General features: G+C 63.6%; 1 protein-coding gene and 2 pseudogenes. All 3 read right to left on the bottom strand.

Annotated features, from left to right (window positions below):
* Nucleotides 1-553: 553 nt before the first annotated feature.
* Nucleotides 554-4221: pseudogene (locus tag N805_RS31210) on the bottom strand (amino acid adenylation domain-containing protein); the annotation flags it as partial.
* Between the two features lie 150 nt (nt 4222-4371).
* Nucleotides 4372-7149 (bottom strand): annotated as a pseudogene (locus tag N805_RS31205) (amino acid adenylation domain-containing protein); the annotation flags it as partial.
* 142 nt (nt 7150-7291) lie between these two features.
* Nucleotides 7292-15055, bottom strand: a complete 7764-nt coding sequence (locus N805_RS01330; protein ID WP_033692720.1) for a non-ribosomal peptide synthetase — start codon at nt 15053-15055, stop codon at nt 7292-7294.
* Nucleotides 15056-15057 lie beyond the last annotated feature (2 nt).

Below are 15057 nucleotides of genomic sequence, written 5' to 3'. Positions count from 1 at the left end.
GCGGGTCCGGGGCTGCTCCGTCAGATTAGGCTTCCAACACCTTCAGGTCTAGGGTCAATGCATCGATAAATGCCGGCGATCGGGCAATCCAGTCATGAGAGACATCCATCAGGTAGGAGCCACGGTATCCATTGGCCAGACACACCTGCCCGAATGCGTGTTGCAGGCCAACCGAATCACTGTAGCTTTCAGCTGACCACCAACACGCAGGGCGTACTTTCAACGGGTGAACCTGCGCCGTTTTCTGCAGATCAGTGACCTGGTCGAACACCGCGAAGCCAATCGCCATCTCCGCAGCCTTCTTCTGCACTTCGTACAGGTGCTGGAAAGACTCGAGCTCCAGGCCTTTCTCAGCCGCCAGATCAGCCAACACATGCTCGATGGGCGTACGCCCCAGGCTCAGGGCTTCCTGCCACTTGCGCTCGACATACTGCATGTCCTTCTCGGGGAAAAATCCTTTGACCAAATTCGCCAGCTCCGCCTGCTCTGCAGCTTGCGGGTCGGTGTAGACTTGAGGCTCGGACTTGCTGTAGAAACCATGCAGTTGTGGCGGCAAGGTCGAATCCACCAACCCCAGCCAGCGCACAACCTGCCCTTTGGACTCCAGTCGGTTGGCGATTGCCATCGCCAGCAGGCCACCTGAGGACCAGCCGAGCAGGTGATAGGGGCCCTGAGGCTGCTCCGCCTCGATATCGGCCAGGAAGCCATCGACCATTGCGTCCCAATCCTCATAGCGGTAATCGGCCTCGACAATGGAGCGATGCAATACACCGACGACCTCGAAATCACCTGCCAGACGATGGGCCAAGGGATAGTAGGCAAACACCACGCCACCCGCCGGTGGAAGGCAAAACAGTTTGGGAGCACCCTCTACCCCCTTGCTCATCACCACCCGGGTCGTGGGAAGCGCCGATCCACGCCGGCGCAAGATATCGCATTGCCCCCGGACAGTGGGGTGGGCCATGAACTCGGCCAGTGACAAACGCTGCCCAAGCACGGCGTGGATACGCTCCAGCAGGCCGAGCATCAGGATCGAGTGCCCTCCCAGTGCGAAGAAGTCATCGTCGATGCCAACACGCGGTAGCTGCAGCGCATCGGCCCAAAGCTGGCTCAATTGCTGCTCCATCACTGTACGTGGTGGTTCGAAACCGCCAGCGCTGGCAGCCTCTGGCTTGGGCAGCGCCTTGCGCTCCAGCTTGCCGTTCGGGCTCAGCGGCATCGCCTCCAGCAACACCCATTGCGCCGGCACCATGTAGTCCGGCAGGCCGGCCTTCAGGTGCGCCTTCAGGCCTTCACGCAGGTCATCGCCCGGCGTGACCGGCACCACATAGCCGATCAGTTGCTTGCCCAGCGGGCCGTCCACATCGATTACCACCGACTCGCGTACACCCGGGTATTCCTGGGTGCGCGCGTCGATCTCGCCCAGCTCGATCCGCAAGCCGCGGATTTTCACCTGGTGGTCCAGGCGACCGGCATATTCGATCGCGCCATCGGCGCGGTAGCGGGCCAGGTCGCCAGTGCGGTACAGGCGCTCGCCCTGGCCGAACGGGTCCGGCACGAAGCGTTCGGCGGTCAGTGCCGGGCGCCCCTGGTAACCCCGGGCCAGGCCCACGCCACCCAGGTACAGCTCGCTGTTCACCCCCACCGGCACCGGGTTCAGGCCCTGGCCGAGGATATGCGTCTTGAGGTTGTCGATCGGCAGGCCGATCGGCACGCTGCGGTCGCTGGCCGTGCAGGTCCAGTGGGTGACGTCGATGGCCGCCTCGGTCGGGCCGTACAGGTTGTACAGGCCCGCCTGCGGCAGGCGCGCCAGCACGCTCTGCGCCAGCTCGTGGGGCAACGCCTCGCCACTGCACACGATCCGGCGCAGGCCAGTGCAGGTGTCCGCCTCGGCGCTGGCCATGAAGGCCTGCAGCATCGACGGCACGAAGTGCAGCGTGCTGACCTTGTACTGCTGGATCGTCTGCACCAGCAGCTGCGGATCACGGTGGGCACCCGGTTGCGCAACCGCCAGGCGTGCGCCAGTCAGCAGCGGCCAGAAGAACTCCCACACCGACACGTCGAAGCTGAACGGGGTCTTCTGCAGCACGGTATCGCTGGCGTCCAGGCCGTAGGCCTTCTGCATCCAGTGCAGGCGGTTGACCAGGGCGCGGTGGCTGTTGCCGGCACCTTTCGGCCGCCCGGTAGAGCCGGAGGTATAGATCACGTACGCCAGGTTCGAAGGCTCGGTCAGGTTGACCGGGTTGTCTTGCGGGTAGCCTTGGCCGGCCGATTCGAGCAGCAGGCATTCGACGCTGCCCGGTACCGGCAACTGCTCACGCAGATGGCCCTGGGTCAGCAGCAGCGAAATGCCCGAGTCCTCGATCATGTAGGCCAGGCGGTCGCGGGGTATTCCGGGTCCAGCGGCACGTAGGCGCCACCGGCTTTCAGGATGCCCAGCAAGCCGACGACCATTTCCACGCTACGCTCGGCGGCGATGCCGACCACCACGTCCGGGCCGACGCCCAGGGCACGCAGTTGATGCGCCAGCTGGTTGGCGCGGGTATTGAGAGCAGCGTAGGTCAGCGACTGGTCGCCAAAGGCCAGGGCCACGCCGTCCGGCGTGCGCACAACCTGAGTTTCGATCAAGGACTGGATGCACTGCTCGGCCGGGAACTGGGCAGCCGTGTCGTTCCACTGATCGAGCAACAGCTTCTGCTCATCTGACTCCAGCATCGGCAATTCAACCACACGCTGACCGGCATCAGCCACCATCGCTAGCAGCAAGTTACGCCAGTGACGGGCCATGCGGGCGATGGTCGTTTCATCGAACAGCGCCGTGGCGTAGGTGAACCCAGCATGAATACCCTGCTCGCCATCGAAGGTGCTCAGGCTCAGGTCGAACTTGGCCGACTCGCCCCCCCACTCCACGTCTTCCACGTGCAGGCCCGGCAATTCGCGGACATCGCCACGCACTTCGGTCTGGTGGTTGAACAGTGCCTGGAACAGCGGCGAAATCCCAAGGTTACGCGCCGGCGCCAGTGCCTCGACCAGTTGTTCGAACGGCAGATCTTGATGAGCCTGGACTTCGATAGCCGTGCGTTTGACCTGGGCCAGCAGGCCGGTGACGGTCAACTGGCCATCGAACACGGCTTTGAACACCAAGGTGTTGACGAAGAAGCCGATCAAGCGCTCGGTTTCCAGGCGGGTACGGTTGGCGATCGGCATGCCAACGCGGATGTCCGACTGGCCGGAATAACGCGCCAGCAACAGTTGGAAAGAGGCCAGCAGCAGTTGCGCCACAGTCACCCCCTGTTCACGGGCCAGCGCTTTGAGCGATAGGCTCAGGTCAACACCCAGCGCGATTGGCAAGGCCGCACCGCGCGTATCCTGCACATTCGGCCGCGGACGGTCCAATGGGAGTTCGAGCACCGGTTGTTCACCACCCAATTTCTGGGTCCAGTAACCCAGTTGCCGCTGCTGCTCGCCGGCCTCCATCCATTGCCGCTGCCAAACGGCAAAGTCCGCGTACTGGATCTCAAGTGCAGGCAACTCGGCGCCTTGGTAGAGCTTCACGAGTTCATCGACCAGCACTGGCATCGACCCACCGTCGGCGACGATATGGTGCAGTGTCAGTACCAGTACATGATCGTCCTCTGCCAGGTGCAGCAAGCGAACGCGCAGCAGCGGCCCCTGCTCCAGATCGAACGACCGGGTCGCTTCGGCTTCGGCCCACTGGCGCACATCCGCTTCAGTTCCGGTATCCATTGCCAGATCCAACGGCACAGACGCATGGATCACCTGTACCGACTGCTCACCGTCCTGGCGGAAGGTGGTGCGCAGCGGCTCATGCCGCTCGAGCAACTTCGTAAACGCCATGCCCAAGGCATCCAGATCGAGTGCACCCTTCAGTCGCAAAGCGGACGGGACATTATAGGCTGGGCTTGAGGGGTCCAGCTGCCACAGGAACCACTGGCGCTGCTGAGCATAGGAAAGCGCCAATGGTCCGGTCCGTTCGACCTTGGCCAGTGGTGGCAGAACATCAGTGCCAGCGTTGCTGACCCGGGCAGCAAACCCAACCAGGTCATTGGCCTCGAACATGGCCCTGAGCGGCACTTCCATATCGAGCTCCCGACGTACCCGGGAGATCACCTGGACTGCCAGCAACGAATGGCCTCCCAGTTCGAAAAAGTCATCGTTCAGTCCTACTGCCTCGACCCTGAGCACCTGTGCCCAGATAGCCGCCAACTGACACTCCAACTCGCTGACCGGTGCTACGTGCATCCGTTGCGTGCTGCCAGTATCCGGCGCAGGTAGGGCCTTTCGATCGAGCTTGCCATTGGGACTCATCGGCATCGCGTACATCAGCATCCAGTAACTGGGCACCATGTAATCCGGCAAGCTCTCCTTGAGGGAGCTGCGCAAGGCAGCACGAGGGTCCTCGCCGGGGAAGGCCGGCACGACGTAAGCCACCAGTTGCTTGCCCAATGGCCCATCCACTGCCAGCACCAAAACTTCACGAACCCCTTTCAAGGCCTGGATCTGGGCTTCGATCTCTCCCAGTTCGATACGGAAGCCCCGGACCTTTACCTGATGGTCGATGCGCCCGGCATAGGTCAACTCCCCTGCGCACCCATACCGCGCCAGATCGCCTGTGCGGTATAACCTGCCACCGTCGGCGGCAAATGGATCAGGGACGAACCGTTCCGCAGTCAGGGCCGGTCGCTGGAAATAGCCCCGCGCAAGCAGATCGCCGCCGATCATCAATTCACCACGAGCGCCGGGCACGGTCATCTGGCCTTCGTCGTCGAGGATGTAAATAGTCCTGCCAGCAAGGGTTTCGCCGATAGGCACCATGGTTGCAGGTACCACAGCGCCTTCAACCAGAGGTTGGCAATCGAATTGAGTCACGGTGACCGTTGCTTCGGTAGGCCCATAGGTATTGAGCAACCTCACATGGCCAAGGCCCGCACGACGCCAAGCATCGGCCCCTTCGGGAGGCATGGCCTCGCCACCGATGTGCAGCTGCCGTAGCCTGCCGTATGGTCGGGGGCCCACCCTGGCAAAATCGTTGACCAGCATGAACCAGTAGGCCGTGGTCAGGTCGACAAAGCTGATGTCCAGCTCGATGAGCTGGCGGTAGAAGGTTTCACTGTCCCAGATACTCGGACCGCGAATGACCACCGAAGCCCCGACCGTTAGCGCGGGATAGAGTTGTTCGACAAAACCGTCGAAGTTCAGCGTGGAAAACTGCAGTACCCGATCACTTTCGATCAGACCGGCGAACCCTGCAAAAACCTGGGCATGGGTCGCCAGGGATTGTCGATCGATCGCGACCCCTTTGGGCCGACCAGTGGAGCCCGAGGTGTACATTACGTAAGCCAGACTGGTACCACAGCCGAGATCCTCCAGATCACCCTCCGGCTGCCCGACTCCGGCGTCCTCCAGATACAGGCATTTCAGACCCTCAGGTAGTAAAAGGCGGTGTTCAAGGTGCTCCTGAGTCAGTAACAGCCGAATACCCGAATCCTCGATCATGTAGCCCAGCCGGTCAGCCGGGTAGTCCGGATCGAGTGGTACGTAGGCCCCCCCAGCCTTGAGCACGCCGAGCAGCCCTACCACCATCGCCAGGCTGCGCTCCGCCGCCAGCCCCACCAGCACATCGGGGCCAACACCCACGGCACGAAGCCGATGCGCCAGGCGATTGGCCTGGCAGTTGAGTTCAGCATATGTGAGTTGCGCACCCTCGCAGATCAGCGCAACTGCATCGGGCTGTCGTGCAGCCTGACGTTCGATGCGAACGTGTACAGGCTCATGCTCTAGCGCGATGCGATCACGTTGATCCAGACGGCGGAGAATCTGGTCCTGCTCCTCCTCGCCCATGATCACTAACTCCGCGACTCTCGCGCCGGGCGCCTCAGCCATCGCGGTTAGCAGGTTCCGCCAATGCCCCAGAAACCGCTCCGCCGTGGCGGCATCGAACAAGGCCGTGGCATAACTCAGGCAAGCGGTCAGATGATCGCCCTGCTCAAAGGTATCCAGACTGAGGTCGAATTGTGCCGCCTGCCCCTCGGACTCGACGTTTTCCACACGAAGCCCCGGCAGATCCCGGCCTTGCCCTGAAATAGCGGCCTGATGGTTGAACATTACCTGGAATAGTGGTGTGTGACTCATGCTGCGCTCCGGCTGAAGCGCTTCGACCAATTGCTCGAATGGCAGGTCCTGGTGAGCTTGCGCTGCGAGCACAGCCTTTTTGACTTCAGCGAGCAAGCTGACAACGCTCAGCTCCCCTGAAAATTCGATTTTAAGCACTTGGGTGTTGACGAAGAAACCAATCAAACGCTCGGTTTCAACACGAGTACGGTTCGCGGTGGGCACCCCAACGCGAATATCGGACTGGCCACTGTAGCGATGCAACAACGCCTGATATGAGGCGAGCAACAGCATGAACATCGTCACACCGCTACCTCGGGCCAGCATTCGCAACTGGCGGGTTAGCTCACTTCCAAGTTCGAGTACCTTGCGTGCCCCGGCAAAGTTCTGGACTGCCGGTCGAGGTCTATCCAGTGGCAGTTCCAGCACGGGCTGTTCCCCCCCCAAGGTCTGCTGCCAGTAGGCCAGTTGCCGTTCCTGCTCTCCGGCCTCCATCCAGTTACGCTGCCAGATCGCATAATCGGCGTACTGAATCGCCATGTCTGGCAACGCCGCTACAAGCCCTCGACGGGATGCCTCGTAGGCCTGGACCAGCTCCTCGACCATGATCGCCATAGACCAACCATCGGACACGATATGGTGCTGCACCAGCACCAGCACATGATCATCCTCTGCCAAACGAAGCACATGGGCCTGGAGCAACTCGCCCTTGGCCAGATCGAAATGATGGCTCAGCTTGCTGTCGATGACGGCCTGCAGTGAAGACGCTTGGATCGACTCCATGGGCAACCTGAAATCGACCTGGGCTGAAACCTGTTGCTCGACACCCGTCGCTGTCTCCACGAAGCGGGTCCGCAGCATTTCATGCCGCCCGATCACGTTCCGGAAGGCTTGTTCCAGTGCAGTCAGGTCCAGATTTCCCCTCAACCGCAACACGGTCGAGAGGTTATAGGCCGTACTCTGCGGCTCCAGTTGCCAGAGAAACCACAAACGCTGCTGCGCATACGACAGCGTCATGGTTTCGTCAGGCGAGCGGGGCAGCACAGGCGTCACCCCATACAGGTTGATGCCCTTGCGCTTGAGCAAGGCCGCCAAGGCCTGGCGTTCTTTTGGAGAGAGAGTCCGGACCGAGTCGAGCAGCGCTTGCACTGAATATCCCCTATGAAGTCAGTTCGTCGATTTCCTCCTTCGATAGACGTTTCAAGGCCTCCAGAGATTTAGTCAGCTCATCCTGCAGGTCATCGCCCTGCCCTGCCATCGCCGCCAGGCGGTCGACGAAATCGCCGAAACGTGAGCATTCGAACAGCTCGGCCATGGCGATTTCCCGACCGAGCTGGCTGCGGACCCGCACGATGATCTGCATCACCAGCAGGGAATGCCCACCCAGCTCGAAGAAATCATCGGCCAGCCCCACCTGATCCACCTTGAGTACGTCGCTCCACATCTGTGCAAGACTGTGTCCGAGCTCTGTGACAGGGGCTTCGTAAGCGGGACGCCCAATCGTGAGATCCGGTGCCGGCAGTGCTTTGCGATCCAGCTTGCCGTTAGGGTTGAGGGGTAGCGCTTCGAGCAGTACCCAATGGTTCGGAACCATGAACCCAGGCAAAGCCTGCGCCAACTCATGCCGCACCCTGGCCGAGATATCGCCAGCCGCAGCGTGTGGCACCATGTACGCCACCAGTTGGGCTCCAATGGTGCTGTCCAGCGCCAGCACCACCGCCTCCCGGACTTCGGCGCATCCACGCAGTCGTGCTTCGATCTCCCCCAATTCGATGCGCAGGCCGCGCAGTTTGACTTGATGGTCACGACGCCCGACATAGTCGATGACGCCTTGCTCGTCGTAGCGTGCCAAGTCACCTGTACGGTAGCAGCGCCCGCCATCGGCCCACTCATCCGGCACAAAGCGTTCAGCGGTCAGGGCCGGCTGACGCCAATAGCCTTCACCGACGCAAGCCCCGGCAATGTGAATCTCGCCGATCATGCCCGCCTCGGCCCATTGGCCATTGGCTCCAAGCAGCTGGATCGCTGCGCCGGGAACAGGACGCCCGGTGAGCATGGTAGCCCGGGCCAGGATTTGCGGGGCCTCCAATACCTCCTCGATCACGACATCCGTGCACTCGGTCGGCCCGTAGCTATTGTGCAACTTGGCCCGGTTACCTGGATGCCGCAGCCAGCCTTCGAGTTCATGGGTCTTGACAGGCTCACCGCCCAGCAGCACATGTCGCAGTGAGTCCAGGCTTCTGTCCAGCGGCTCAAGCATCGGTACGAACGCACTCGGCGCGCAGTTCAGCACGGTGATGCCCTCAGATGCCACCGCCTTGCGGAATGCCTGTGGATCATAGCCCGGCGCAGGCAAATGCAATTCGCCTCCAGCACAAAGGATGGCAAACAGGTTCTTCTGGGTCAGATCAAAGCTGTAGGAACTCACCAGCAGGACCTTGTCCTGCGCCGAAAGCTGGCAAGTACCGGCGAACCAGGCCATCAAGTTGACGAAGCTGTCATGACGCACGCCGGCGCCCTTGGGCCGCCCAGTAGAGCCTGACGTGTAGATCACGTAGGCCAGGTTGCCAGGTACTGTACGCTGTGGCGGCGGCAGTTCCGAGCACTCGCGGCCGGCCTCCTCCAGTAGGAGGCCGCGTACTCCAAGGCCAAGGGGCAACCATGCATCAAGGCCCATGTGGGTCAACACGAGGCTCACGCCGGAATCCTGGATCATGTGCTCCAGACGCTCGGCAGGGTAATCTGGATCAAGCGGTACATAGGCACCGCCCGCCTTCAGGATAGCCAGCAGGCCAACGAGCATATCCAGGCTGCGCTCTACCGCAATGCCCACCAGCACTTGGGGGCCAACACCAAGCGCAATGAGGTGGTGGGCCACCTGATTAGCGCGACGCTCAAGCGTCTGATAGGTCATGCGCTGATCGCCGCATACCAGCGCAGTGGCATGTGGCGTGCGTAGGACCTGCTGCTCGAAACATTGGTGGATGCACCCGTGTCCAGCCTGCCAGGCATCGGCCCTGTTCCAGTCCGCCAGGCGCTCTGCCTGGCGAGCCTCGTCCAGCAACGCGATAGTCCCGATGCTGCGATTGGCATCGGCCATCAAGCCATGGAGCACTTCATGCAAGCATTGTGCAAGGCGCTCCACACGGGCAATGTCGAAATACCGCTCATCAAACGCGTAGCGAATACCCATGACCTGCACGACGCCTACCACCAGCGTCAGCGGGTAGTTGGTCTGTTCCTGATTCTCCAGCTCACCGAAGTGCAGGCCACCCGGTGCACCTTGGGCAAGCGCTTCAGCCAGTGGATAGTTCTCGAACACCAGCAGCGAATCGAACAGCGGCTCGCCGGCATGGCCGGCCCAGCGCTGGATATCGGCCAGCGGGCTGTGCTCGTGCTCGCGCAGGGCCAGGTTCTGGTCCTGCACGGCACGCAACCATTCCCCTACACGGGTCTGCGGCGCCGGCGAGGCGACCACTGGCAACGTGTTGATGAACAGGCCCAGTTGCTCCTCGATGCCCGGCAAGCCCATTGGCCGGCCGGCGACGGTGGCACCGAAGGCCACACAGTCTTCTCCGGTGAAGGCCTGGAGCACCAGTAACCAGGCGGACTGCACCAGGGTGTTGAGGGTTACGCGCTCTTGCCGTGCGAAGCCCTCGAGGCGCGCCAGGACCTCGGCGTCGAACACCTGATGGTGCTCGCCATGGGTGCTCGCCTGCTTGCCAGCGCTCGCTGCGCCAAGCCGGGTCGGCTCGGCCAATGGCGCCGTCTGCGTTTTCCAGAACGCCTCGTCGGCAGCAACATCCTGCTGACCGAGCCACTGGATGTAGTCGCGGTAACGGGCTGTCGGCGCGCCCACGGCCAGACCGGCGTAGCGCTGCAGCACTTCGGCCTGCAAGCGGGTGCTGCTCCAGCCGTCCATCAGCAGGTGGTGGCTGGTGTAGACCATGTGCCAGGTGTCATCGGTGATGCGGATCAGGGTCAAACGCATCAGCGGCCCGCAGGCCATGTCGAAGCCGGCGCGGCGATCTTCACGGGCCCATTGGTCAAGTGTACCAGCCTGGTCCGGCTGGGCACGCCAGTCGAGCTCGAACAGCGGGACTTTCAGCTCACGGCGAATCACCTGCACCGGGTGCGGCTCGGTTGACACGAAACTTGAGCGCAGCACATCGTGGGCATCGACGGTGGCCTGCCAGGCCGCGCGCAAGCGCTCCACGTCCAGGCCCGACACGTCCACGCGCATCTGGTTCAAGTAGGCCTCGCCGTCCTGGCCCAGCAGCGTATGGAACAGCATGCCGTGCTGCATCGGCGACAGCGGGTAGACATCCTCGATGGCCGCCGCCGGCACGGTCAGCCGATCCAGTTGAGCCTGGGACAGGCCTGCCAACGGGACGTCTGACGGCGTGATCGCGCTGCCAACACCGTTGGCGCAATGCTCGATGATCGCCTCCAGCGCCTGCTGGTAATGCGCCGCCAGGGCCTGCACCGCGCGAGCATCGAACAGGGCCGGGCTGAAGCTCCAGCTCAGGTTCAACTCGCCGTTGTAGACCTGGCCATCGATGCTGACCACCGGCGCGGCCGGGCTGGCGGGGCAACGCGCAGTACCGCTGGCTTCTGCGGCCGGGGTGAACAGGCTGCCCTGCTGGCGGTCGAAGCTGCCGTCGAACTGGCCCAGGTAGTTGAACACCAGCCGCGGCTGCGGCCTGGCACACAGTGCCGCCCGGGTGGCCGGATCGGCCAGGTAACGCAACACGCCGTAGCCCACGCCCCGCTCAGGCGTCGCCCGCAGCTGTTCCTTGACAGTCTTCAAGGTGGCGTCCAGGGTTTCGCCGGCGCTCAGGCGCACGGGGAACAGACTGGTGAACCAGCCCAGGGTACGGGTCAGGTCCAGCCCGTCGAACAGGTCCTCGCGACCATGGCCTTCGAGCATCACCGACACTGCACTCTCTCCGCTGAAGCGGCGCACGGCTTCGGCCAGCGCGGCCAGCAGCAGGTCGTTGACCTGGGTGCGATAAGCCGCAGGCGCTGCCTTGAGCAGGCGTTGGGTCTGTTGGTTGCTCAGGCGCGTGACCAGAGGTTCGCCGACCGTGACGACATCGCCCTTGGCCAGCAGCGCCGACAGGCCATCGTCAAGCGCCTGCTCCCAATGCTCACGCTGGGCCAGCAATGTCGGAGCGGCCGCATAGCTTTGCAGGCGCTCGGCCCATTCCTTGATCGCGGTGGTCCGCGGTGCCAACGGCTGTTGCTGGTAGGCGGCCTGCAAATCTTCCAGCAGCACCCGCCAGGACACGCCGTCGACCACCAGATGGTGCACGATCAGCAGCAGCCGTTGGGCGCCGGCCAGGTCTTCAAACAACACCGCCCGCAGCAGTTCGCCACGGCTCAGGTCCAGGCTGCGCTGCGCCTCGTCGGCCAGGGCAGGCAGTTCGTCGAAACTGCCGACCTTGCGGCGCCACAGGCGATTGCCGGGCGCAGCGACGGTGAACTCGGCGTGCCATTGTCCTTCCTGTTCGCTGAACGCCAGGTTCAAGGCATCGTGCTGCTCGACCACTGCGTCCAGGGCGCGGGCCAGGGCCGCGTCGTCCAGCACCTGGTTCGGCGTGAGCAGGATCGACTGGTTCCAGTGATGGCGGGCCACCACCTCGCTGTCGAAGAAGCGCGCCTGGGCCGGTACCAGCGGCACCCGGCCCTCACGCACATTCACCACCGGGGCTGGCGCCGCAGGCTTGGCCGCGATGGGTTTGGCCAGCTGGGCCAGGCGTGCCACGGTCTGGGCTTCGAACAGTTGCTTGGGGGTGATCTTCCAACCCTGGCGCTTGGCCCGGGCGATGATCTGCAGGCTCAGGATGGAGTCGCCGCCAAGCTCGAAGAAGTTGTCTTCGGCACCGACCCGTTCAACCTTGAGCACCTCGCCCCAGATGCGCGCCAGGGTTTCCTCGGCCTCGCCAGACGGCGCCACGAAACCAGCCTGCTGGGCACCTGGCATCGGCAAGGCGCGTTTGTCCAGCTTGCCGTTGCCGGTGACCGGCAGGCGCTCGAGCAGCACGATCTGCGCCGGCACCAAGGCCTCGGGCAGACGTTTCTGCAGGTCATCCTTGAGCGACTGGGCGGTGCGGTCCGGCGCCACGCACCAAGCCAGCAGTTGCAGGCGGCTCGGGTCATTGTCCATCGGCAACGCCTGGACCACGGCATCCTCCACGCCCTCCAGCGCGCGCAGGGCCTGGGCCAACTCCCCCAGCTCGACACGATAGCCGCGGATCTTCACCTGATCGTCGTTGCGCCCCAGGAACACCACGCGTCCACGATCCAGGCGGGCACGGTCGCCACTGCGGTAGCAACGTGCACCATCGGCCGCCGGCACGAAGCGTTCGGCGGTCAGCGCCGCATGGCCCAGGTAACCCTGCGCAACGCCCGGGCCACCGAGGTACAGCTCACCGGCTACCCCTTCAGCAACCGGTTGCAGCCAGGCGTCCAGGATCTGCACCTGCGCGTTGGGCAAGGGCGCGCCCAGCGGCACACTGTCGTAGCCGGGCAGCACTTCAGCCAGCGGATGAGCCAGCACGCCAACGGTGGTTTCGGTAGGGCCGTAGTGGTTGAGCAGTCGGCAGGCCGGCTTGAGGCTGCGAATGCGCTCGGCCAACGCCCAGTCGCAACGCTCACCGCCCAGCACCAGCAGGCGCGCCGGCAATACGTCGGCAGGGTTCGCGGCCTGAAGCAGGCCTTGCAGATGGCTCGGCACCAGCTTGAGTACATCGATGCGGTGCTCGCTCATGTAGGCGGCGAAGCGGTCCGGGTCGAAGGCACAGGCCTGGGGCACCAGATGCAGCAACGAGCCGCTGGCCAGCGCGCCGAACAACTGGGTGTGGCCCAGGTCCGCCGCCGGTGTGGACACCAGCGCCATGCTCACGCCCGGCGCACCTTGCAGGTGAACCTGCACGCCCTGGACATAGTCGGCCAGTGCGCCATGGCTGATCACCACGCCCTTGGGCTGGCCAGTGGAACCGGAGGTGTAGATCACGTAGGCAGGCTGCGTGGGGTGCAGCTGCACACTCGGTGCATCGGCTGAGCAATGGGCCCAGGTGGCGCTGTCATAGTCCAGGCCATTGTCCAGCGACACCTGGCCAATCACCCGCACCGCACCGCTGTCCCGGGCAAGCTGGCGCAGGCGCTGGGCCGGCTGGGCCGGGTCCAGCGGCAGGCAGGCCGCACCGCACTTGAGGATCGCCAGCCAGCTCACCGCCCACTCAATGGAGCGCTCCAGGCACAGGCCGACCACGTTGCCCGGCAATACGCCCAGCTCGCCCAGGTAGTGCGCCAGGCGGTTGGATTCAGTGTCCAGTTGCGCGTAGCCAAGCACCTGCTCGCCTTGCTGCAACGCCGGGCCCACACCGCCGGCCGCCAGGCCCTGGCGCCACAGCGCAAGCATGTCGGCACAGGGGAAGGCCATCGGCGATTCAGGTGCCGCCGATGCAGGTGTGACTGGCTGCGCCAGCAATGCCTGCTCAGGCGCGCGCACCATGGCCCTCAGCACTTCGCCAAAGGCCTGGTTCAGCCGCTCGATGGTCGGGGCTTCGAACAGGTCACGGGCATAGGTGAAATAACCCTCGATCCCGCTTTCGGTTTCGGTGAAATCCAACGCCAGGTCGAAGCGCGCTTCATCCGCGCCTGCACCATAGCCGGACACCTCCAGGCCATGCAGGCGCTGGGCCGGCCCTTCGGCCGTGGCATCGGCGCCAACGTTCTGGTTGAGCTTGAACTGGAACAGCGGGTTGACTGCCAGCGACCGCTCTGGTGCCAACGCTTCGACCAGTTGCTCGAATGGCAAGTCCTGATGGGACTGGGCACCGGCCACCGTCTGCTTGACCTGCTCAAGCAGCTGCCTGAACGACTGGCGCTCGTCGATCCCCAAGCGAATCACCTGGGTGTTGATGAAAAAACCCACCAGCCCTTCGACTTCCTTGCGGTTGCGCCCGGCATTGGGCGTACCGATGCGGATGTCGCCCTGGCCGCTGAAGCGCGACAGAGTGACCCCCGCCGCTGCAAGTACCAGCATGAACAGGGTAAAACCGCCTTGACGAGCCAGTTGCTTGAGGCCTGCAGCCAGTTGCGGATCGACTGTCAGATACACCTGGCCGCCGCGATGGCTGGGCTGGGCCGGACGCGGATGATCGGCCGGCAAGGCCAGCAAAGGCTGTTCATCGCCGAGCTGGTCTTTCCAGTAGGCCAGTTGCCGTTCACCCTCGCCCGCTTCCAGCCAGGCGCGTTGCCAGAGCGCGTAGTCGGCGTACTGAATCGGTAGCGCCGGCAGGTTGCTCGCACGCGCTTCGAGCGCAGCGGCATAGCCCTCGGCAAATTCGCGCACCATGACCTCAGCCGACCAGCCGTCGGAGATGATGTGGTGCATGCACAAGGTCAGAACGTGGTCGTCCTCGGCCAGGCGCCACAGGCGAATGCGCAGCAGAGGGCCGGTGAGAAGGTCAAAGGGCTCTTCGAACTGGGCGCGCACCTGCTCGTCCAACTCCGCTTCGGTCACCTGCACAGTGACTAGCGGCAACTCCGGCGCGGCCTCGATGACCTGGTGGAAGACACCGTCATCAGAGGCGAAGTGGGTGCGCAGCACTTCATGACGCGCCAGCATCGCCTTGAACGAAGCCCGCAAGGCAGGCTCATCGAGTGCACCGCGCAAACGTACCGCACAAGGGACGTTGTATGCCGCGCTCTGCGGCGCCAGTTGCCACAGGAACAGCAGGCGCTGCTGGGCGTACGACAGTGGGATGCGCTCCATGCCTTCCGAAGCCGGCACTATCGGCAGCAAGCGGAAGCTCTGGCCGCTAGCGGCGAGCTTGTCGAGGATCTGCCGGCGCTGGTCGACGGGCAAGGTGACGAAGCGCTTGGCGATTCGTTGCGCGGTGGTCATATCCATGG

This window comes from Pseudomonas putida S13.1.2, from assembly GCF_000498395.2.
GTDB lineage: Bacteria > Pseudomonadota > Gammaproteobacteria > Pseudomonadales > Pseudomonadaceae > Aquipseudomonas > Aquipseudomonas putida_Q.
This window is presented reverse-complemented; position numbering and strand designations above follow the sequence as displayed.

Excerpts from the sequence above, each read along its gene's own strand:
- N805_RS01330 (WP_033692720.1), bottom strand. The coding sequence starts at position 15,055 with ATGGATATGACCACCGCGCAACGAATCGCCAAGCGCTTCGTCACCTTG.